Here is a 21,091-nt window from a genome sequence, read left to right as displayed (position 1 = left end):
TGGCTTAAAAGTCCCATAAGGTGCTAATACACTTCATTAGCACCTTTTACTTACTTAAATTAGTCACCACTAAGGTCTGTTTACCTTGAGTGGTGAAAACGCCCAGCCATAGAGGACTACCAAGGGATTTCTTGGCCGCGATAATCTAAAAATAATCCAGTTTGACTCATGTCTAGCTTATCCAGTACTCGCTTTAACCCAGTAACTGATTCGTGCGTATCGATAAGACCATTGATGCCGCCCATCTGGGTTCGAACCCAACCCGGATGCAATGCTACGACTGCTATATTATCCTCTGTTAGATCTACCGATAGACTCTTGACCACAGAGTTTACCGCCGCTTTTGATGAACGATATATGTATGTGCCACCACTTGAATTATCAGCCATACTGCCCATTTTAGAAGATAAAATAGCCAAGGTACTCGAAGTTGCCAGTTTAAGGTTAGCTCTGAAGGCTTCTAATATTTTTAATGGCGCAATGGCGTTGATTTCAAAAACCTTACGCCATTCCTCGACATCTATATCTCCTAGGGAACTGTCCTTGGGTCCATAATAGCCCGCATTATTGATCAAGAGATCTATGGGCTCGCCCTGTAAACTAGCCGCAAGCTGCTGCAATTCTTGATAATTGGTTACATCAAGTTGGAAAACCGAAAGAGATTCATGCTTTTCAAGCAGTGATGTTAGCTCGTCAGCTTGCTCAGGCTCACGGCAACATGCCGTAACAATCCAGCCAGAGTCTAGATATTGTTTGACCATAGTCAGGCCCAGGCCACGATTGGCCCCGGTTATAAACAGATGTTTAGTCATTAATTTATCCCTGAATAGGAGCAATGAATATGAGTAAGCGTAATGTTAATCAGGCTAATGTACACAAAATTGAAAATACCGAATTAACTTAGATTCTACCTAATAATTAGGCCTGCTTATTGGCAAGAAACACGTCAATCAATACCGATAATTTATCATGAAAGTGTTCTTCAAAATCATCTAAATCTTTGTGAAAATGCTCAAGATATTGGGCAGCCTTATCATGACTTAATTGTTTCTGGTTAACCGAGTACTGCATCTCAGGTAGGGATTTATCATAGCGAGGAAGTGGCAACCAAATAACGAAATTACCATCGAGTTGTTTGAGCTCCTGGTTAGCGAATCGGCAGAAATCGGCTATATGATCTAACCCATCTGGTCCTAAGCAACCAGGCTCTATTCTACATAACACAGCCAATTTCTTCTCTTTAGGCAAGGGGGGGATCTTAGGCATTAAAATGAACCAATTTTAGTCTGTCTCATAATTATAACTCTTATTCGCTAGAGCGTAGTTCTAAGCTTGTAACATAATACACTGGCATAGATGCCGTTTCCTAGCAATCATGCTGTGGTTTTGCCCCAAAACACACTGCTTAAAAATAACACTGGTTTATGCCTGTAAAACTATGTATACAATATACCAACATAAAAACTACAGAGTGTTTGCATGCTCAAGATAATAAGAAAATCACTGGTGGCCCAATTAACATTAGGCCTGTCTATTGCCCTACTTGTCATCACCTCGATTAATGGTGCACTGAACATTGAGCGAGTAACCGAGTCAACTAAAGCTTATTATCAAAGAGAAGTCACTTTAGCCCTAGATCGTGTAAAGACTCAACTGACTGGTATTTTGATCACCAAAAAACTTCAGTCTGATATGCTATTTATGAATCCTACCACCTTGGACGCTATCCAAAGCTTAACGGTAAGAGCCGCAAGTTATGAAGACAATCGTGCCATAGTTACTCTTCTCGATTACATCAAGCAAATTGCCGACCAAGACCCTTTAATCGTCACTCCTTATTTTTCATCGGCCGTCACCCATGAATATTATGATAAATCAGGACGATACATAGAAAATGATTACAACGTATCCGAGCGGCCCTGGTGGAATGATCTGCTCGAACAGAACCGCCTATACATTGAGGATCCCCAACGAGACCTGTCAGGCAATCTGGCATTAGCCATGCGTCAACCCTTGTATCGGGATAACACCTTGATTGGTAGCGTAGGAATAGACATTCAGATGACTGAGTTTACTCAGGAGCTAATGAAAATAGCCAAAATAAATGGTCTTGGTGAATCCTTTCTGATGACAGAATTGGGTACAGCGGTGGCCTTCCCTAACATGGAAAAATTTACCGGCAGTAAACTCAAAATACAGGATGTAGACCAGGAATATCCAGATGCCCATGGTTTCTCACAGCTTCAAGCCGCCATGCTCAATCACCCAGTCGATGGTTTCAAGATAACCTGGCATGGTGAGACTTACTACGTCTATAGTCAGCCTATTAAATTACAATCTCCTTATCTTAACTGGCAAGTGGCCCTTATGCTGCCAGAGTCAGCCATATCGGCCCCGGTTAAAGCCGCTCAATTAGAAGAGGGATTGAGAGCCTTGATCATACTTATTATCATGATCTTAGTCATTACCTTCTATACTCGTTGGCAACTTGCCCCCCTGCAACAGTTAGTACTTGGCCTCGAGAGTATTGCATCAGGACACGCGGATCTTTCCAGACGCATACAGGTAAACAGACAAGATGAACTCGGCGCACTCGCTAAGGCTTTCAATGCATTTGTCTCTCAGTTACAAGAGATTATTCAAGGTACTCGGGATTCTGCCACGGGTCTTGAGCATGAAACATTAAGTGCCCAAGGCGCTATTAGTCTGTCAAAATCTCATATCAATGGTCAGAAACAGGCTATTGGTTCTGTGGTCGCTGCAGCCACAGAAATGGCACAAACTTCTGAGCATGTTGCTACTAGGGCCGAGGCTGTACACCAGTTAGCCAAAGAGGCTGGGCAGAGTGTTGGTGAAGGCATGTTTGTGGTGGATAAATCGGTGCAAGGTATCGAGGTTTTAGCCGAAAAAATCAGTGAAGCTGCCTGCGTGGTAAAGGAGCTTGAAGATGAGACCTTGAATATCTCGGAAGTATTGGAAGTTATCCGTACTATTGCTGAACAGACAAACTTACTCGCTTTAAATGCTGCCATAGAAGCGGCTAGAGCCGGCGAGCAAGGTCGTGGCTTTGCCGTTGTCGCGGATGAAGTTCGCTCCCTCGCATCTAAGACTCAGCAGTCAACGGCGAGAATACAAGATATTATCAAGCGTTTACAAACGAGTGCAAGCCAAGCGGTAAGAGTCATGAAAACGAGCCAAGAGGAAACCTTGAGTAATAAAGCGCACAGCACTGAAATTGCACAGGTTTTTAATAGCATATCTCAAGTGTTAAACCGTTTTCAGCAGCAAACCAATGAAATTGCCAGTGCAATTACTCAACAGACTGCAACTGCTCAGCAGGTCAGTAAACACATGATAGACATCAGTGATAAGGCTGAGGAAAGTGTACAGCAGATCCAAAAAGTGAATAGTTCCATCAATAATGCCGAGAAACAGACAGAAAAGTTAAATAGTCAGATAGCTCAGTTTACAATTTAATCATGGTCGCCATACAGGGTTAAGCAGGAATGTATGCTCATTTTCTGTTTAACCCGTACCCAAGTGCATGGATATAAGATATTATTCGTGGTAAATATCATTTCAGCGATTAACCTTGGAAATTGAAGATTTTATATCACAAACAATCAGTTGTGATTCTGTTTTTCCTGTCGAAACCATTCAGACACTTTGGAGCGGTTATGGTGAGATTGTTCGCTATGGGCTCAAGGGGGAAACCTGCCCTAGCAGTATTGTCGTTAAATCCATTCGCCCTCCGAAGCAAACTCAACACCCCAGAGGTTGGAACACCTCGGCTTCTCATCAAAGAAAATTGCTCTCTTATCGTGTTGAAGTAAATTGGTATAAGACTTGGTCTAATTTGTGTGATGAAGGCGCTCGAGTGCCCATTTGTTATGGTATCTCATCCCATGATCTAGGTGATATCCCTCTTTCAAGCTTTGATGCTCAAGCTCAGCGATTGGAAGATGATAGTCAAGCTATCATCTTACTCAGCGATCTCGATGCCCAAGGTTATCCCCTACGACATCAAAGTTTAACCCTGGAACAAGCTAAAGTTTGCATAGAATGGTTGGCCTGTTTTCATGGGCAATTCATGCAAGACTCTCCCAGTGACGATTGGCCTAGGGGCTTATGGAAAACAGGAAGTTATTGGCATCTAGGCACCCGAGAAGATGAATACCTCGCCATGCCTGAGTCTCCACTTAAGCTATCGGCTCACCGTCTCGATAGATTATTAACCCAGACCCGTTTCAAAACATTGGTGCATGGTGATGCCAAGGTCGCCAATTTTTGCTTTAGTGATGACAGTTTACGGGTCGCCGCCGTCGATTTTCAATACGTAGGCGGAGGTTGTGGCATGAGAGATCTGGTGTATTTCCTTGGAAGTTGCTTATCACAACAAGAATGTGATCAGCACCAGGCATCACTCATCGACTACTATTTTTTAAAACTTGAAAAGACGCTGATTAACAAACAATCAACAATCTCAGCAGGTAAAGTCGAGCAGGAATGGCGTCCACTTTTTACCCTCGCTTGGGCCGATTTTCAACGATTCATTTTAGGCTGGGCCCCCGAGCATCATAAAAATAATGATTTTTCCCGGGCTATGACAAGTCAGGCATTAAAGTATTTAACTAAGCTTTAAGATGCATCATAGTGCCTGAAACCATGATGAATAAAGGGGTTCAGATTATTGACGACTCAGACTATTGGGCTGGTAAATTACCAATTAGTGTAAAAATCGACTAAACTTTGATACAAGAGAGCTATCGGATGAACGTGAATCGGCATAGCGCCAAACGTGTCAAAGGACACATTTCTCACGATATCAGGGCTCTCTGCTCTGAGGACTAGAACGGCCGATAAACTATCTAGTCGTCGTTCTGTTACAATTGTAAAGATACCTCCCTACATCATATAAATGTATTCATTTACTCCACAAAAGTTGGCCTATAAATAGATGTTAAACAAAACTTGCTGTCTCTTTTTTGTGCTATTTTCAAGCTATTCTTTCGCCATAGATCTAGTATTTATCCATAGCTACCATACTGATTATCCGTGGGTTAAAGAGTACAGAGATGGATTTATGGCCACGATTGACGAGCATAGTATCCTGGAATATGAGATGGATACCAAGCGTCATCCTATGAGTGAATTTGACAATGTTTCAAAGCAGGCTCTTACCTTTATAGAAAAACATAAGCCGAAGTTAGTGGTTCTTGCCGACGATAACGCATTAAAGTTACTTGGCCCTACCCTGGTAGATCTGAAACTCCCTCTGGTATTTCTCGGTATTAACGCGAATCCCAGACATTATATTCAGCTAAATAAAAATGTATCAGGCACATTAGAGCGTCCTTTACTTAAACGTTCCATCTTAATGTTACATGATCTGTTTCCTGGGGTGAAAAATATCAAGGTCTTGATGGACACGAGTCCTACCTCTTACGCGATTTTAGAAACCTCTTTCTACAATCAGTTTCATCAAAATATTGCCGGGATGAATGTAGATATATCGCTGGAAGAGACTTTTACTGATTGGAAACTGAGTACTAAAGCTTTAGAAGAAAATGGATATGATGCACTTATCGTCGCCAATTATGCGGCATTGACTGATAAGCATAAGCAACATGTCAGTCTGGATGAAATCAGTGAATGGACAAGCCAAAATAGTCCGGTACCCATGTTTTCATTTTGGGGTTATTCGATTGGAAAAGGAAAGGCCATAGGTGGCTTGATCATCAGTGGTGTTCAGCAAGGAGTTGAAGCCGCTAAAATTGTGAATGGTTATTTTGTCACTGGAAAACTCTCCTCCATAACCACACCTGAGAGGGGAAGCTTGATGTTCAGCGAGCATGAATTACTACGTTGGAATATCAAACTCAAGAGTAAAAGACTAAGTAACAGTCTGATCATCGAGTGAGATTTATCTAAGCTGTCGATATGTATAGAACAGCTAGTCATCGGAGTCAGTTGTAACCTGACCAGCTAGTGAAATCAAAATTAATTAGATGCCTCCTGAAGATCACTCCCATTAAAAGATTCGACTTCACTGAGTAAGTTATCTATGGCTTGATCGAAACTGTCTAAATTTTCCTGTTCCATATAGGATTTTAATTTTGCGATCAGATCTTTACTTAATTCTATATGAGACTTCTTCTGTCGTTTTTTAATCTGGGACAATTCTTTGCGAACCATACGCCAACCATAGTCACTAAAATATTGATTCAACATTTGGTTTAAATGAGTCAATGGTTCAATTAAATTTGTCTGCTTCTTTCGCTCTTGAGTTACTCTCTGTAATAATTCCACCAGCATAATATATTGAGTGTTTTGTTTTTCATCTGCAGTCACTATGCTTGCACTAAACCAATCTGACTTTTGTGCAATCTCTGCCGGGTGAATAAGTCGATAGATAAGTGGTAAAGAAAAAGTGAGTTCATCCACTTGGAGTAATAATAATTTCCTGCCCGCTTTTGGAGCCTCGCCGTGATAGACCCATGGATGTTTATAGTTCATCTTATTCCCTTCTCATCTTGTGTTCGTTCGCTCTCGTTTTAAGAGTGAGTAACCTATTTTACCAAACTAGCAGACTTACTCTTATTTGCTTATGGGACCCGTTATAATGCCAAATTTAATAGTATGGTGCAACCATTTAAAAGTCAAAAAAGATAGATTATATAAGTGCTTAATCTGATGGATTATTACTTCATTTGGACTCAATAGAATGGTTTAACCATACTTAACCCATCTTAATTATCACCAGTCTATACTCTCATCTATACAAATACCAGCGTTCGTTTTTACAGCATATATGACAGTTTAACTAGACTAAAAACCTCATCAAAACAGATATAAATAATATACGTTAATGACGTTAATGACGTTATAAATTGGCTAGCGATGTTTTTCAGTATTCATGACTCATTCAATATTTCTATGGCTCGTTATTAATCATTATCTCGTTTAAATGCTCCGATGAAGTCTTACATGGAGAACAAGAATGCTGACCGGTCATATATAAATACACGGATAAATTAATACAACAGCTAAACCAGAATATAAGACAGACTTAAATCTAAGCTAAATAGCTAAAACCTGACTCGCCTCCAAAACCCTTCTTAGAATAAACTTTGATTGGTTTTTACACTAATTATATCTCCTCTTCTACGTTTAGTATTAAATATATACTAAAACTTCTTCTACCAGTGATAATGACGATTATCACTGGTAGTGAGGCCTGGCAAAAGTTATAATTTCGGCTCTGTTTTCAGGAATAACATCCGTATTTACTCATGAATAAGCTCAGTATAAATCAGTTTAATCGCCCCGCGATCACTAGCGACAAGAGCTTTTTCCAGGAGCAAGAGTTGCCGATCTCAATCTTGGATGATTTCAAGAGTGCGGCCAGCGAGACAGAATATGAAGTGGCGGACAATACTCGCCGGGTCTATCGCTCGAGTTTCAACATCTTCACTGAATATTGTCAGCATCATGGTTTGAATCATCTGCCTGCGGATCCACGCTCGGTGATCTCTTTTATAGGTCATCAAAAAGAGCAAGTACATCACAGAACAGGTATGCAATTTTCTAAACAGACCATCACCACACGTTTAGCTGCCATACGTTTTTATCATATCCAGGCCGGATTTCATTCACCAAGTGAACATCCCTTAGTGATCCGAGTCATGCGTGGTTTAAGTAGAAATAAGCATAGGCTTACCTCAGATTATGATCAGCAGCCCATCATGTATGAAGAGCTGGAATTATTATTACAAACCATAGATAAACAAGAGCAAGAACTCACTCGGGCTCGTGATAAGGCCATCATTCAATTAGGTTTTCAAGGTGGATTTCGTCGTTCTGAACTTGCAGAGATCCAAGTTAATCACGTTAACTTTCTCCGTAATAAATTAAAAGTAAGACTAGCCTACTCCAAGAGTAATCAGCAAGGACACAAGGAGTGGAAAGACCTGCCCGAGTCAGAGCAGTTCTCGGCGTTCAGTGCCGTCAGACATTGGCTGGAAGTTTCGCAATTAACTCAAGGACATCTTTTTCGTTCCCTGACTCGAGATGGTCAGCGGCTCAGACCTTACTCTGTGGCTAGTCGAGTCAATTTGAATAGTCATGATAATCTTCCCCAGGTGAATCGAGGTTTTTTACGTGGTGATGATATTTATCAGATGATAAAAAAGTATTGCAGGAAAGCCGGTCTCAGCCCGGAATTTTATGGAGCCCACAGTTTACGAAGTGGTTGTGTGACTCAGCTTCATGAGAATGATAAGGATCATTTGTATATCATGGCGCGCACCGGGCATACGGATCCCCGCTCTCTAAGACATTACTTAAAACCTAAAGATTAGTTATAGCTGTGTATCTAACGCTCAACTTAGCATTAGTTAATAAACTAGTGAATAAAATGGTTAAACCATTATATATAATCATGGATTAACAGGATGACTCTAGATTGTCAGCTAGAGTCTGTTAGTTCGCACATTCTTATCTCTATACATGTATTCTGCACCCATACATTCACTTGCAATAAAATGGTTAAACCATTTAATATGTCCTTGGCTTAACTGACGGACTCTTGTCAGATAGAGTCTGTTAGTTCATATCTACATCCATATATTGGCCATCAATATACATGCAAATATTCGTACAATAAATGGTTAACCTTTAAATAAGTCCTCTTCTTAATTGGATGACTCTGTTCAATGGTCAGTTAGACTCTATTAGTTCATGCCTACATATATCTGCCATCCACATATTTGCCATCAATATACATGCAAATATTCGTACAATAAATGGTTAACCTTTAAATAAGTCCTCTTCTTAATTGGATTACTCTGTTCAATGGTCAGTTAGATTCTATCAGTTCATGTTTACATATACTCAATACATATATCTGCCATCCACATCTTTTCTAATCTCATATTGGTCATCAATATACGTGAATAGTATGGTTCAACCATAAGACAAATCTAGATCTTAACTGGCTGACTTATCTGGTAGAATTAATTATGAAGCTCGAAAATATTGGGATGAAATTTCCCATAATTAAACTCGATTAATAAAAATTGCCCATATACTCATCAAGTAAATAAGCTGTCCTCCTTTATCCTATTAGTCAGACGTAAATAGTTAAACTGCAGACACAAAAAAGCGGAGCTTATGGCTCCGCTTAGTTATTTTACTCTTAAGTTTCACCAGCATGCTGGCTAAAACTTAAATCCTAAATCCTAAATCCTAAATCTTAAAACTGGCTAGTGAACAGCCTAGATGTATTACAATTTTTGCAGATAAGTATTTACGCTGGCCTGCTCGCGAGTTTTTAACTTAACACAAATGTTTACCTTCTCATTGAGCTTTGCCAAGGTGCGCGTAAACTCAGGAGAAGATTCAAGTTTAGACTCGAAGAAAATATTGGTGCGATCTAGTGCTTTTAGATCACATCCAGTCCCTGTGTAGTTAGGTAACATGGCCACTGCAAAAGGTGGAAGCTTAGCCTTTACAGCTTCGTAATTGCTATACACCCAGTCTCTAAATATTGATTTTCGAGCATGAGTATACGTCTGCCCTGACATGATATATTTAAGATCTGGAGAGTTTAACTTATCAGTTAAACTGTAATCTAACATGGCTTTTTGCTGTTTAGGATCCGCAGCATACCCTAAGGCGTACATCAGATTAGTACGTTTTTGTGGGTTCTTCGTTACCTCGAATTCTTTCTTAAGCTTTTGAATTAACGAGTTATCTCCAAAGTATACCGCGATCTTAAGCTGAGTTCCTATTAGGTATGCATCGATGGACTTGTCACCTGCTAGATAGGCCAGACTCGCCGATTTTGCCTCACTGATAACTGCTTTATCTTTGCCTTCGAAGGCTAAGATAGCAATAAGGCTAGGCCGCAATTTACTGATCTCTATGCTCTCACCAGGTGCAGCCACCAGACCATATTTGTCGATAGCGACTCTTGCCTTGGCACTGATAAATTTAGCCCATTGAGCCTCATTGCTTGCATCAATAAAGGTCATCTTCTGGATCTTAAGATAATTCAAAGCAGACGACACAATTTGAGGATGAGCGTCATCGATAAACTCTGCCAATATGGCCAAGAGATCACCGGCTGAAATAAATCCTCCATCGAGCAGCGCATCGGCGGAGGAGATAAGTGCTTTACGCTCTCTGGCCGTTAGCTTAGTTTTCGCATTGGCAAGCAAGTTAGCTAATTGCTTGTCATCCAATAACCAACGGTAATAGCCCATGGCATCGGCATCTGGATAAATCCAATCTGGGGTAAATTCAAGTTCTAAGGTTTTAGTATCGCTGTCGAGTAATATGCTTGTGGATATTACTTTATCACCCTTGCCATACTTGATAGACACAGGTACCACCCAAGTCTGAGCCGGAGCCTTACTGCCTTCAAATGCAAATCTTTGCTGAGACAGGGTCAAGGATTTCCCCTTAACATCCACTGTGATCAAGGGGTAAGATGATTGTTCAATAAAGGTACTCAGTACCTTGCCCACATCTTTTCCTGATGCCTTAGATAAGGCATTCCAAAGGTCATCGGCCTGGGTATTTTTAAAGGCGTTATCCTTAATATACTGACGGATCCCTTGCTTAAAACTCTCTTCACCAATCCAGTTTTCAACCATAGACAAAACGGCAGAACCCTTACTGTAAGCCAGTCCCAAGCCATCCATGATATCGGCTTCGTTTCTTATGGGCTTACGTATAGGCTTAGTCGACAGACGTGCATCTAAGCTCATCACACGGTTTTTCGATAAACTAAGATCCGACTCAAATTCAGGATGTAACTGATGGGTAACCTTAGCGGCCATCCAGCTGGCGAATGCTTCATTTAGCCATAAATCGTTCCACCACTCCATGGTAACTAAGTTACCGTACCACTGATGAGCCAGTTCATGGGCAACCACTGAGACAGACGATTGTTTAGTATTTTGATTAGCGCTGTTTGCATCAAGAAGTAAGATATCTTCTCTATAGGTGACAAGACCCGCGTTCTCCATGGCGCCAAAAGGGAAATCGGGCACAGCAACCGAATCGAGTTTCTGATAGGGATAATCCACACCAAAATACGTTTCTAACGCTCCGAGAATCGCCGGCATCTCTTTAACCGCGTATTGAGCCAGTTCGATTTTTCCCTTAGTCGTGATAACACGACCGGGGATCTTCATCCCTTCAATGGCTACTTCTTCAAATTGACCCACGGTATAGGCCACTAAATAGGAGGGTAATGGCTTGGTCTGAGCAAAAACATGGGTGGTTTTATCGCCTTCTACCTTAGTGCTTACCACAGGGGTGTTAGCGTAAACCTTCTCCGTCGATGGCGCGGTAATGGTTATCTGGAATGGGATCTTATATCCAGGCTCATCAAATACCGGGAAGCTGCGGCGGGCATCACTCATCTCAAACTGAGTGAATAGATAAGGTACGCCAGCATCCACCGTCTTATATAAGCCCACTGATTGGCGATTGAAAGGTGCGGTAAAATCTAAATGCAGGTTATAACTGCCAGGCTTTATCTCTTGCTTACAGACAAGATTAACGATACCTGTATCTAGCATCTTAGCGGTCATTTCACAGGCTTGCTGGCCTGTGAGTTGAATATTTGTCGCGGTATAATCGACGCCGTTAAGCTGAATTACCCTTGTTTTTTCAAGTACTTGGATCTTAATGTCTGTACTGCCGGAAAAGTTTTCTTTGCTGGGATCTAAAGCCAAACTGACAGCTTGTGATACTGGCTTAGTCTGTTTACTTAAGACAAATTCTTCGGCCTGAATGACTCCACTGCCGCATAAAGAAACTGTCACCAACCCCGTGGCCATGACTCTATACATATCCATTCCTTCTATCATTTTATTATAATTAAATTACTGAAGCGGTTAAACGAAGTGAGTGACCTATAAACTAAAAAGAGCAGAGGCTAACACTGCTCAAAGTCACATCGATTAACATAAGCTGCGTAATTTTAACAAAATAGGCAGAGATAAAGCTATAGCAGACACTTAGGTTTACAACTTGCTGAGATCAGAATGGACTGTTTGATTCAATGACCATTGGCACACCAGAAACCGGATGTTCGAAACACAGTTGCGATGCGTGTAACATCAAACGGCTAGACATAAAATATGCTTCATCTGTCGCGTACAGATCGCAGCCCAGTATCGGATGGCCCAGGTGTTGACTGTGTAATCTTAGTTGATGAGTGCGTCCCGTGACAGGCTCGAATTCGACCCGAGTCACTTGTCGCTCCCCCGCCCTGATATCATCGACAAAGAAGTTATCGTCCTGGGTTTGAATAAATCGAGATAACACCTTAAATTTTGATTGAGCCGGTTTTCCCGTGTCTTGGCAAAGCTTCATTAGGGGGAAGTTATCGATATCTTTTGCTACGGCGCAGTCTACCAAACCTGAGTCAGGTTTAAGATCACCATGGAGTAAAGCCGTGTAACGTTTACTGACACGCCTCTCACTAAACTGCTTACATAATAAGGCATTAATCTGTTTATTCATGGCGAGTAACATGACACCAGAAGTGCCAAAGTCCAAGCGATGGATCAAGGTACAGGTGGGATAGTCCTGTACTAATCGATAATGAACCGAGTCAATATTGAGAGGATGTTTACCCGACAGGCTCAGTAAGCCACTTGGCTTATCGATAACTAAAATATGTTCATCCCGAAACAGGATATTAATCTCATCGAGACATTTGGGCACGATAAACGGGTCTGCTTGTGGCTGCATAATGGCTTGGCTTACTACTTGGTTATTAATATCTGAACTGAGAGCCGATATTATACCAAAATCACTAGATATGTTGTCAATTCCCAGCGTCTAATATATAGCTGCAGACAAGATCACCCCCATGTTGATGTGTGGCAGATGTTGAAAAGCCCTGATAAACAATATCAGGGCTTTGTACCTGCTAAAGGCTAGCCATTAATGACTGGCAGTTAAGGATAAGCCACTAAAGGCGCTGTAACCCTGAAGCATGATGTGGTACATACCAGACTGATTAACATTGAAGGTACAACTTTCTGTGTTGCCACTCTTATATGGGCGACAATCGTAGGTGACAGTGGTAGGTGCACTGCCCGACTTCACATACAGATCTGCATCACCGCTACCACCAGTTGTGCTTATGGTTAATTGTGAACCCGCCTCAACATAAACCTTAAAAGCTTGTTCTGAACCCCTAGCCCCAGTGATCCCAGTGACAGCAACACCGTTGGTTAGACAATCGGCATCTGTGCAGTTACCACCACCTCCTCCGCCACCTGTTGAATAGCTAGCATTAAGCGTCGCGTTTGAATAAGCACTGTAGCCATGGAGCATGACATACCACTTTCCGGCAGCTGGATTATTAAAGCTACAGGACTCATTGTTACCATTCTTATAGGGACGGCACTGATAACTGCTCTTTGTTGGCTTACTGCCTTGCTGCACATAAATATCTGCATCGCCGCTACCACCGGATAGGTTAACAGATAACGAGGTGGCGCCTGCCGGCACATCAATAAAGTAGTCACTCTCTGAGCCCGTAGCACCACTGGTGCTCACACCCTGATTATTGATCAGCTCAGTCTCATTGACCGGACAATTATCACCACAACCGCCACCAGCAGCTTCCAGAGCAAACAATAACTCGTTAGGCGACCCTGACTTTGCATCGGTCACCTTACCAGTAGTCGCCCTAGACGAGAGTAAAGCATCGACCTCTGAGGGGGTAAGTGTTGGTGTTTGATCCAAATAAAGTGCCGCAACGCCTGCCACATGTGGCGCAGCCATAGAGGTACCACTTATGGTTTTAGTGGCTGAATTAGAATTATACCAAGCAGATTTGATGTCAGAGCCAGGAGCATAGATATCTAAACAGCTACCATAGTTAGAGAAGCTAGAGCGACCATCACTGCTGGTTGTCGAGCCGACAGTTATCGCATCCACAGCCCTTGCTGGTGAATAGTTACAGGCATTACTGTTATCGTTACCGGCAGCAACCACGAAGGTTATCCCAGCTGCAACTGCCGCATTAACTGCATCATCTGTGGCTTGTGACACTCCACCGCCCAAACTCATATTGGCAACCGAAGGCCCCTGAGCATTATCTTTCACCCAGTTAATACCCGAAATCACCCCAGAGTTAGTGCCCGAACCGTTACAATCTAGTACGCGAACCCCCACTACGTTGACATTCTTAGCCACACCATAGCTAGAACCGCCTATTGTACCGGCCACATGGGTACCATGCCCGTTACAGTCGGTAGCATCGTTGTCGTTATCGACAAAGTCATAACCACTGCTGGCACGACCACCAAATTCATTATGAGTGGTCAATACACCTGTATCTACAATATAAGCCGTGACGCCTGTGCCATCGAAATCGTAATGATAGTTACCATCTAAGGGCAAATCACGTTGATCCAGTCTATCCAGACCCCAGATTGGGCTCGCTTGATCTCCGGCTGTGCTCATCATAGGGCTGATGGACATCATCTGATCTTGCTCTATGTACTTAACGTTGGGATCATTGCGCATGGCCATGATCTCTTTGCGGGACGCGCCAACAAGCACGCCATTAAGCGCACTACCGAAATTCTTCTTTACCTTAATATTAAAACGATTAGCCAGTTGATTAGCTTGCTGAATGGCATAGCTCTGGATAGACATTTGATCTGAAAGGTTGAGCACACTCGGTGTGTTAAACACCACAATATAGGTATCTGCAATGGCACGTGATTGTTCGACCTCAATCATTTGTGCCTGATACTCTTGTGCTTGAATAGAGACCGATGCTAATCCTGCAGTGACCGCTATTGCTATCAGTTGTTTCTTATACATGGTTTAACTCCATTTTTATTAATTGTGCCTCAGGGGCAGAATTAACCTAATTCATTTAAGGATTTGGGGAAATAAGAGTATAAAAAACAAGGGTAAGACAAGGTCGCTGGAATTGTAACATTCCCTTTACATGACTAAGTAATAGTAAAATAAGACTTTTATTAATGACTTAAAACCATCACTTGACGATTAATTGACTAATCTTGTTTTATCATCTGATAACTAAATAATATGAGATATAAGTAATTGTTTTATACTGACGCTCATAACTTCATCATTTTAACATCACAATTATAATCACCAGCTCTAGACTCAATAATATTAATTCGTTTGCACTAGTTACATCTAGATTACTAAGTCAAAAGTATTAATCACTATATTTAGTCTCATTTAGCGTTAATGGCGGCCTTTGAGTTTCAATTTAACCGATTTATCTTAAACACATTGGATAATCGAGTGAGTGAAATACATTGATCCAAGAGGATACTTGATTCAGTTTATGGTTTTATGACAGTGAATCAATGACAGCTTATAAACGGAGGAAGTATAAATAATTGCCCCTGTTAACTCCTCTTTTATAAGACTTACCCTTATCATCTTTGCTTTATATAAGCTTCTCGCAATATTAGTTTCTCATAAAAAACTAAATCTAAGTCTAAATCTAAATCTAAGCCTAAGTCTAAATCACCCAATGGATCCTTGTGGATACCTTTTTAACGAAGCTCATTGCTAGCTTCTCCATGACTTCATGGAGCCTAGATTCTCTTCGAAGGCGACGGCCGGTACCTTATTGATCTTGTTAGGTGCGGTCACTAGATCTATTATCGCCTTAGCAACCTCAGGGGCATGATTTTTACCCCTGGCATTTTTTGAAACGCCGCCAACTTCGAGGTTATTCCACTCTGGTCATCATTTAAAAAGTCCATGGACCTCACCAATATCCTGCCCAAATAAAGGTGTGAGTAACGCACTTGTGTAGGCTTAGCCATGATTTTCCTGAGCCCCCAAGCTTCATCTTCATTGCCATTTTTTTAAAGTCTGGTGAGCAAGATTTGTCGAATATCTTCCATGGAGGTCTTGTGTCTACCATTGATATAGTGCATCACATCTTGGTCTTGGTTTAAGTCAAAAAAGTCATCGGCATCTTTGCGGGTCATAAATGAAACTCGAGTCTGTCCGCATCTTGAATTGCATTATTTACCCGATGACCACGCAGTGCTTACGCACTATTTATGCTCCTTTTATGCGCCTTTTATGCATAATCGAAAATATAACCCCGAGATGTTTTTAACTTCCATTCATAATGGTGAATATTAATTCAATGAGATATTCGAGGTGAGTTGCTGCATTCATTCAAATGCACACTCACATTGAGCACTCTGGCTAGACTAGCGTCATTGCTTTGAGCTAAAACCAAAACCTAACTCATACTCAAGTGCTCAAATACAACTAAACTTAAATACACTTCTCAAGTCTTGGTGAGAATAAATGCACGCTTCATCTGAGGATCTACAGCATCTAGTCGATGTCATTGCGGCAAGTGTTGCCATTGTTGAACTGAAACAACTTAAAGGTAAGAAGAAACAATTTCGGGTGGTCGCCCATAATGATCGCTTTCTGCGTATGTTAGGTAAAGACAAAAACCAAGCCACAAGTACGATTATCAAACCTTGTCTATTGGATAGCTTAACCTCAGATCTAGTGTTGCAGGTTTTCAGTACCTACCTGCCTCAAGTATTTGCGACTCTCGAACCCATAGAGATAGAGCAGAAATTGGCATTGTCCTCTGAATCTCCATGGTGGCGTTTGTTTTTAAACCCCATGGATAATGAGCCTAATCTCCCCCCAAGGGTCATGATCATTGGCATTCATATAACGGATAAACATGAGTTACACAATGAGGTTATGGATGCCAGTGACAATGCTAGATTAAGCTCAGTGATAGACGCAGCATTTGATGGCATTATCACTATGGACGCTCAACAAAATATACAATTATTTAATAATGCCGCGGAAAAAATATTTGGCTACAGCGCAGATGAAATATTAGGACAGAGTATTACTAGACTAATGAAAGAAAAGTTTAGGGCCAATCATGGTAATTATATAAAGCAATTTGCAGACTCGGATATTCAGTCCAGAGACATGATATCTCGAGTGATGATATTGGCAGTAAAAAAAGACGGCAGTGAATTCCCAGTCGAGATAACCATATCTAAAATATCAATCAATGGAAAAAAAGAATTTACCGCAATCATACGTGACGTATCTAATCGAATCGCTTTTATAGAAAAACTACAACATAAACTGAACACAGATAATTTGACCGGACTTAACAATCGAAATTACTTCGATGGCCAGTTAGTAGAGATTAGTCAGCAATATAAACGTTTCGGACACACCTTCTGCGTCTTGATGTTCGATCTAGATAAATTCAAGATGGTTAACGATACCTACGGTCATCCAATTGGTGACAAGGTGTTACAAGAATTTGCTAAAAAAACAAAGCAGGTAATAAGGGAGGTGGATATTTTGGCCAGGTTTGGCGGTGAGGAGTTTATTGCTCTTCTGCCTAATACCCGACTAAAGGCTGCCAAAGAAGTGGCTAACCGTATTCGACAACGCATATCCCAGCAGATAGTATTAAGTCAAGATCATGAACCTGTCACTTTTACCGTCAGCATAGGTGTAGCGGAATTTTCGCCACACGATGACACTGAGTCGATAATCAAACGAGCCGACGACGCTCTTTATCGCGCCAAGAATAGCGGCAGGAATAGAGTGTCGGATTAACATTACAGTGAAGATGACGGTGATGGATACAGCGGCTCCCTATAGGCTATAGAAACAAATAGGCCTATATGAACAGCAGCTAAGCGCTTTAAATGGCTAAAAAGATACTCGCAAGACCTATATCAAGCTGAGACGTATTGAACTTGTTATCTGACCGCCATGGGTCAGTGATATTGCCGATATCACTAAGACATTCCCCATATCCCTATGGGTCAAGGAACATGTCTATTATGCACGACTATATGGATATAGAAGGTACGAGTCCATGGATGGGCAAAGGTAGAATAATGCAGGAGCAATGAACGACCCACTCTCCCTTGTAGTCTTCCCGGACTTGTTCCGGGATCCAGCTGTTGTCTTTAGTGCTAAAGAATGGATTCCGGCCAACAAGAGTGCCGGAAAGACAAAGGAGGTGTAGATGTCAGCGCCACTATTATTTTCTCACCTTCTCGTTTTCCAGTCTTCTGACTGTGCTATTCCCGATATCAATCAGAGATTCACCATATCCTCGTGGGTCAGGGCGAAATCAACCTACAACTGAGTTGCAGTAATCCCGGACTTGTTCCGGGAACCAGCTTTTTCTCTTGCCCTAATCGCTCACGAATTGAGCGTCGTATTAGTCACACCAACCAAGTGTTTTTTTTGCCTTTTAGCTATTTATGCAAATCCTTATACAAGTCTTCACACACTTCTTTATACATGAGGTCACGCATCTTATATTTCTGGATCTTACCTGTCACTGTCATCGGGTACTCGGTGACAAACTTGATGTAGCGCGGCACCTTAAAGTAAGCAATCTTATCGGTGAGGAAGTGGCGGATCTCATCTTTTATTTCCAGGCAGCCCGGACGTAACTTTATCCAGGCACAAACCTCTTCGCCGTATTTGTCACTCTGTACGCCAAATACCGCGGCATCTAACACATCGGCATGGCTATAGAGCTTCTCTTCAATCTCCCTGGGATAGATGTTCTCACCGCCGCGAATGATCATGTCCTTGATACGGCCGACGATCTTGACGTAACCTTCATCATCCATCTCGCCGATATCCCCCGAATGCAACCAGCCTTGGCTATCGATAGTAGCTTGAGTTTTTTCTACATCGTTCCAGTAGCCTAGCATCACGCAATAACCTTTTGAACACACCTCACCTGACTGGTTAATTGCCACTGTGTCACCTGACTCATCGATTATTTTTACTTGGGTGTGAGCCATAGCGCGGCCAACGGTAGTGACACGCTTGATGAGCGCTGCATCGATTTCGGTAATATGGTTAATAGGGCTAGTTTCTGTCTGGCCATAACCTATCAACACTTCTTGCATGTACATTAAATCCTGCACTCGGCGCATCACCTCTTCGGGGCATGTTGCCCCGGCCATGATGCCGGTCCGCAGCGAGCTTAAATCAAACTGCTTAAAGCCGTCGAGCTCAAGCATAGCAATGAACATGGTAGGCACACCGTGCAGCCCTGTGCATCGCTCAGTCTCAACTGCGGTTAACGTAGCCTGAGGCTCAAATGACTCTCCAGGAAATACCGCCGCTGCGCCTTTGGCTATGCACACTAAATTACCCAACACCATGCCGAAACAGTGATACAGAGGTACTGGAATGCACAGTTTATCGTCGCTAGTGAGCTTCATAGCCTCGGCGACTAATAAGCCGTTATTGAGAATGTTGTGATGAGTCAGCGTCGCACCTTTTGGACTGCCGGTAGTGCCTGAGGTGTATTGAATATTGATGGCATCACTGGGTGACAGAGTCGCTGCAAGTGAATCTAGGATTGCGCGATCATTATCGATTAATGGCCGCTTTATATGATTGAAGTTAAACATGCCTGCAGACAAGTCGTCACCCATACGGATCACAGATTTAAGCTCAGGCAGTGCAGCAGAGGCTAACTTACCCGGCTCACAGGTCAATAATTCAGGCGCTAGCTGGTAAAGCATCTCAAGGTAATGGCTGGATTTAAACTTCTCGGCGCAGATAATAGCGCTGCAAGCCACATTGGTGAGAGCATATTTCAGCTCTTCGGGTCGATAGGCCGGATTGATGCACACCATGATGGCACCAATTTTGGCAGTAGCAAATTGAGTCAGACACCACTCGATATTATTTGGCGACCAGATCCCCACTCTGTCCCCTGGCTTAATCCCAAGCTCGAGTAATCCTATTGCCAACTCATCGATGTGCTGCTGATACTCGCTATAGCTCCAGCGTATGCCTTGATGTTGCACCACCACAGCTAGGTTATCTGGATAGCGATTAGCGATATCTTCAAAATATGCCCCTATGGTTTGCGATGCCAAAGGCATGTCTATAGGACCTGAAAACTCGCTTATGGATAAAACAGATGAATCCCTTTGTGACGATGAACCAGCTAACTTTAAATCGACAATATCTAACATTACGCCTCCCTGCACTGTTTATGATGTTTCAATGAGCTGAATCTACAAGTTACATTAATCTGTTAGATATCTGGAAACTAATCATGGTTATCAGCTATCTACTGCAAGCCAGAAAAATGTATCTGTGTTCAAGATACATTCCCAGACCCCTTACACAGCATTCATCCAAGATAGCGTTCCAAGATAGTGCTCTAAACTAGTTTACTAAAATAACTGTCTAAACTAGCTCTCTAAGGTAGTTTTCTAAAATAGCTCTCTAAAAAGAATGTTAACACTGAACATCAGGCATACAACACTGTCCTTGGCCGACAATTCTTGTGGGTAACTCAAGTAATTTAGCAGCCTTCAATTCCCCCTTGTACTGGTCAACGTAGCGGCTACAGCTTGCGGAGAAACCGAGCAAAGACAGGCGCTAGGCTTGGAACAACGAAGATGATGGCCTGTGGCCTGGTAAAGCAAGGGCGATCTCAGTGCTTAGACGATGCAGTTGTCATTAAGTGCTAAAGAATGGATTCCGGCCAACAAGAGTGCCGGAAAGACGAAAGAGGTGTAGATGTCATCTACCTCTATTCTTTTCTCGCCTTCTCGCCTTCTCGCCTTCTCGCCTTCTCGCCTTCCAGTATTCCAGTATTCCAGTATTCTGACCTACATGGTCAGTGATACTCCCGATATCATTCAGACATTCCCCATATTCCTATGGGTCAGGTAGCAAATGTCGATCATGCCAGGAGCTATTATCGACCCGGCTTCATATATACGTCTTCCCGGACTTGTTCCGGGATCCAGCTGTTATCTTTAAGTGCTAAAGAATGGTTTCCGGCCAACAGGCATGCCGGAAAGACGAAGGAGGCGTAGATGTTATCTACGACTATTCTTTCCTCGTTTTCTCACCTTCTCGTCTTTGCTTCAGCAACTAAGTGTCCTCCTCGCGCTTAAAACACAGTATTGCCTTAGCTGAATAACCAAGTTAGGTCTCAGTTTTACAACCAAATTCGATCTTAACTAGCCCAATCCACTCAAACTCTGTA

The 21,091-nt window shown here is 42.2% G+C and carries 14 protein-coding genes; 6 read left to right on the top strand and 8 right to left on the bottom strand.

All coding sequences use genetic code 11. The features are described 5' to 3' along the window. Positions 1 to 116: 116 nt before the first annotated feature. The gene (locus tag SVI_RS10040; RefSeq protein WP_013051417.1) at positions 117 to 812 is read right to left on the bottom strand and encodes an SDR family oxidoreductase; all 696 of its coding nucleotides are present in this window, start codon (positions 810 to 812) and stop codon (positions 117 to 119) included. A gap of 106 nt (positions 813 to 918) precedes the next feature. Beyond that, positions 919 to 1,266, bottom strand: coding sequence for a hypothetical protein (locus SVI_RS10035; RefSeq protein WP_013051416.1), 348 nt, complete (start codon positions 1,264 to 1,266; stop codon positions 919 to 921). A gap of 213 nt (positions 1,267 to 1,479) precedes the next feature. Here SVI_RS10035 and SVI_RS10030 point away from each other — a divergent pair, with 213 nt between their 5' ends. The 3 genes from SVI_RS10030 to SVI_RS10020 all read left to right on the top strand — a co-directional run bounded on the left by SVI_RS10030 (position 1,480) and on the right by SVI_RS10020 (position 5,920). Then, on the top strand, positions 1,480 to 3,477 hold the full coding sequence (locus SVI_RS10030; RefSeq protein WP_013051415.1) for a methyl-accepting chemotaxis protein: 1,998 nt from the start codon (positions 1,480 to 1,482) through the stop codon (positions 3,475 to 3,477). Positions 3,478 to 3,592: 115 nt separating this feature from the next. Further along, a complete protein-coding gene (locus tag SVI_RS10025; protein ID WP_041419857.1) occupies positions 3,593 to 4,642 on the top strand; it encodes an oxidoreductase family protein in 1,050 nt (349 codons plus the stop codon). 441 nt (positions 4,643 to 5,083) lie between these two features. Next, positions 5,084 to 5,920: an ABC transporter substrate-binding protein gene (locus tag SVI_RS10020; protein WP_013051412.1), complete on the top strand. Its 837-nt coding sequence runs from the start codon at positions 5,084 to 5,086 to the stop codon at positions 5,918 to 5,920. A gap of 80 nt (positions 5,921 to 6,000) precedes the next feature. Here SVI_RS10020 and SVI_RS10015 read toward each other — a convergent pair whose 3' ends face one another. Next, positions 6,001 to 6,516, bottom strand: coding sequence for a hypothetical protein (locus tag SVI_RS10015; RefSeq protein ID WP_013051411.1), 516 nt, complete (start codon positions 6,514 to 6,516; stop codon positions 6,001 to 6,003). A gap of 776 nt (positions 6,517 to 7,292) precedes the next feature. Here SVI_RS10015 and SVI_RS10010 point away from each other — a divergent pair. Then, entirely contained in the window at positions 7,293 to 8,360 is a 1,068-nt protein-coding gene (locus SVI_RS10010) for a tyrosine-type recombinase/integrase (protein WP_013051410.1), read from the top strand. Between the two features lie 924 nt (positions 8,361 to 9,284). On the opposite strand, the gene SVI_RS10005 is transcribed toward SVI_RS10010, so the two are convergent. The 4 genes from SVI_RS10005 to SVI_RS21885 all read right to left on the bottom strand — a co-directional run bounded on the left by SVI_RS10005 (position 9,285) and on the right by SVI_RS21885 (position 16,022). Then, positions 9,285 to 11,864: a M1 family metallopeptidase gene (locus SVI_RS10005; RefSeq protein WP_013051409.1), complete on the bottom strand. Its 2,580-nt coding sequence runs from the start codon at positions 11,862 to 11,864 to the stop codon at positions 9,285 to 9,287. 190 nt (positions 11,865 to 12,054) lie between these two features. Continuing rightward, a complete protein-coding gene (locus SVI_RS10000) occupies positions 12,055 to 12,771 on the bottom strand; it encodes an RluA family pseudouridine synthase (RefSeq protein ID WP_013051408.1) in 717 nt (238 codons plus the stop codon). A gap of 195 nt (positions 12,772 to 12,966) precedes the next feature. Then, positions 12,967 to 14,865, bottom strand: a complete 1,899-nt coding sequence (locus SVI_RS09995; protein WP_013051407.1) for a S8 family peptidase — start codon at positions 14,863 to 14,865, stop codon at positions 12,967 to 12,969. 1,031 nt (positions 14,866 to 15,896) lie between these two features. Continuing rightward, positions 15,897 to 16,022, bottom strand: coding sequence for a GNAT family protein (locus SVI_RS21885; protein WP_013051405.1), 126 nt, complete (start codon positions 16,020 to 16,022; stop codon positions 15,897 to 15,899). Positions 16,023 to 16,353: 331 nt separating this feature from the next. Between SVI_RS21885 and SVI_RS09990 the strand changes: the two genes are divergently transcribed. After that, positions 16,354 to 17,658: a sensor domain-containing diguanylate cyclase gene (locus SVI_RS09990; RefSeq protein WP_041419855.1), complete on the top strand. Its 1,305-nt coding sequence runs from the start codon at positions 16,354 to 16,356 to the stop codon at positions 17,656 to 17,658. Between the two features lie 653 nt (positions 17,659 to 18,311). Here the strand turns inward: SVI_RS09990 and SVI_RS09985 are convergent. After that, positions 18,312 to 20,063, bottom strand: a complete 1,752-nt coding sequence (locus SVI_RS09985; RefSeq protein ID WP_049791061.1) for an AMP-binding protein — start codon at positions 20,061 to 20,063, stop codon at positions 18,312 to 18,314. Positions 20,064 to 20,616: 553 nt separating this feature from the next. On the opposite strand from SVI_RS09985, the gene SVI_RS21450 reads away from it, so the two are divergent. Beyond that, positions 20,617 to 20,772: a hypothetical protein gene (locus SVI_RS21450; RefSeq protein WP_157608678.1), complete on the top strand. Its 156-nt coding sequence runs from the start codon at positions 20,617 to 20,619 to the stop codon at positions 20,770 to 20,772. Positions 20,773 to 21,091: the final 319 nt, after the last annotated feature.

This window comes from Shewanella violacea DSS12 (assembly GCF_000091325.1).
Taxonomy (GTDB): domain Bacteria; phylum Pseudomonadota; class Gammaproteobacteria; order Enterobacterales; family Shewanellaceae; genus Shewanella; species Shewanella violacea.
This window is presented reverse-complemented; position numbering and strand designations above follow the sequence as displayed.

Bases quoted from the DNA above. Each gene is read 5' to 3' on its own strand.
- SVI_RS10040 (WP_013051417.1), bottom strand. From the start codon at position 812: ATGACTAAACATCTGTTTATAACCGGGGCCAATCGTGGCCTGGGCCTG.
- SVI_RS10035 (WP_013051416.1), bottom strand. From the start codon at position 1,266: ATGCCTAAGATCCCCCCCTTGCCTAAAGAGAAGAAATTGGCTGTGTTA.
- SVI_RS10030 (WP_013051415.1), top strand. From the start codon at position 1,480: ATGCTCAAGATAATAAGAAAATCACTGGTGGCCCAATTAACATTAGGC.
- SVI_RS10020 (WP_013051412.1), top strand. From the start codon at position 5,084: ATGGCCACGATTGACGAGCATAGTATCCTGGAATATGAGATGGATACC.
- SVI_RS10015 (WP_013051411.1), bottom strand. From the start codon at position 6,516: ATGAACTATAAACATCCATGGGTCTATCACGGCGAGGCTCCAAAAGCG.
- SVI_RS10010 (WP_013051410.1), top strand. From the start codon at position 7,293: ATGAATAAGCTCAGTATAAATCAGTTTAATCGCCCCGCGATCACTAGC.
- SVI_RS10005 (WP_013051409.1), bottom strand. From the start codon at position 11,864: ATGTATAGAGTCATGGCCACGGGGTTGGTGACAGTTTCTTTATGCGGC.
- SVI_RS10000 (WP_013051408.1), bottom strand. From the start codon at position 12,771: ATGCAGCCACAAGCAGACCCGTTTATCGTGCCCAAATGTCTCGATGAG.
- SVI_RS09995 (WP_013051407.1), bottom strand. From the start codon at position 14,865: ATGTATAAGAAACAACTGATAGCAATAGCGGTCACTGCAGGATTAGCA.
- SVI_RS21885 (WP_013051405.1), bottom strand. From the start codon at position 16,022: ATGACCCGCAAAGATGCCGATGACTTTTTTGACTTAAACCAAGACCAA.
- SVI_RS09990 (WP_041419855.1), top strand. From the start codon at position 16,354: ATGCACGCTTCATCTGAGGATCTACAGCATCTAGTCGATGTCATTGCG.
- SVI_RS09985 (WP_049791061.1), bottom strand. From the start codon at position 20,063: ATGTTAGATATTGTCGATTTAAAGTTAGCTGGTTCATCGTCACAAAGG.
- SVI_RS21450 (WP_157608678.1), top strand. From the start codon at position 20,617: ATGTCATCTACCTCTATTCTTTTCTCGCCTTCTCGCCTTCTCGCCTTC.